Annotated in this window: 1 rRNA gene; it reads right to left on the reverse strand. The window is 45.1% G+C overall.

Features of this window, described 5'->3' with window-relative positions:
* Positions 1-140: 140 nt before the first annotated feature.
* Positions 141-255: ribosomal RNA gene (locus tag GTP77_RS30070) — 16S ribosomal RNA — on the reverse strand; the annotation flags it as partial.

The raw sequence follows: 255 nt of genomic DNA on the forward strand, positions 1-255 counted from the left end.
GTTGCGTTTGTTGATACATACAATCACTACCCTCGTTCAATCTTGCGATCAAACGAAAATAATAAATCTTTACTTCTTCCAAATTTTTAAAGAACGAAACAATCGATAAGTGTGAGCGCTTGGCGTGGTGCCTACTCTAGAAAGGAGGTGATCCAGCCGCACCTTCCGATACGGCTACCTTGTTACGACTTCACCCCAGTCACGAATCCTACCGTGGTAAGCGCCCTCCTTACGGTTAAGCTACCTACTTCTGGT

This window comes from Pseudoduganella aquatica (assembly GCF_009857595.1).
Lineage (GTDB): Bacteria > Pseudomonadota > Gammaproteobacteria > Burkholderiales > Burkholderiaceae_D > Rugamonas > Rugamonas aquatica_A.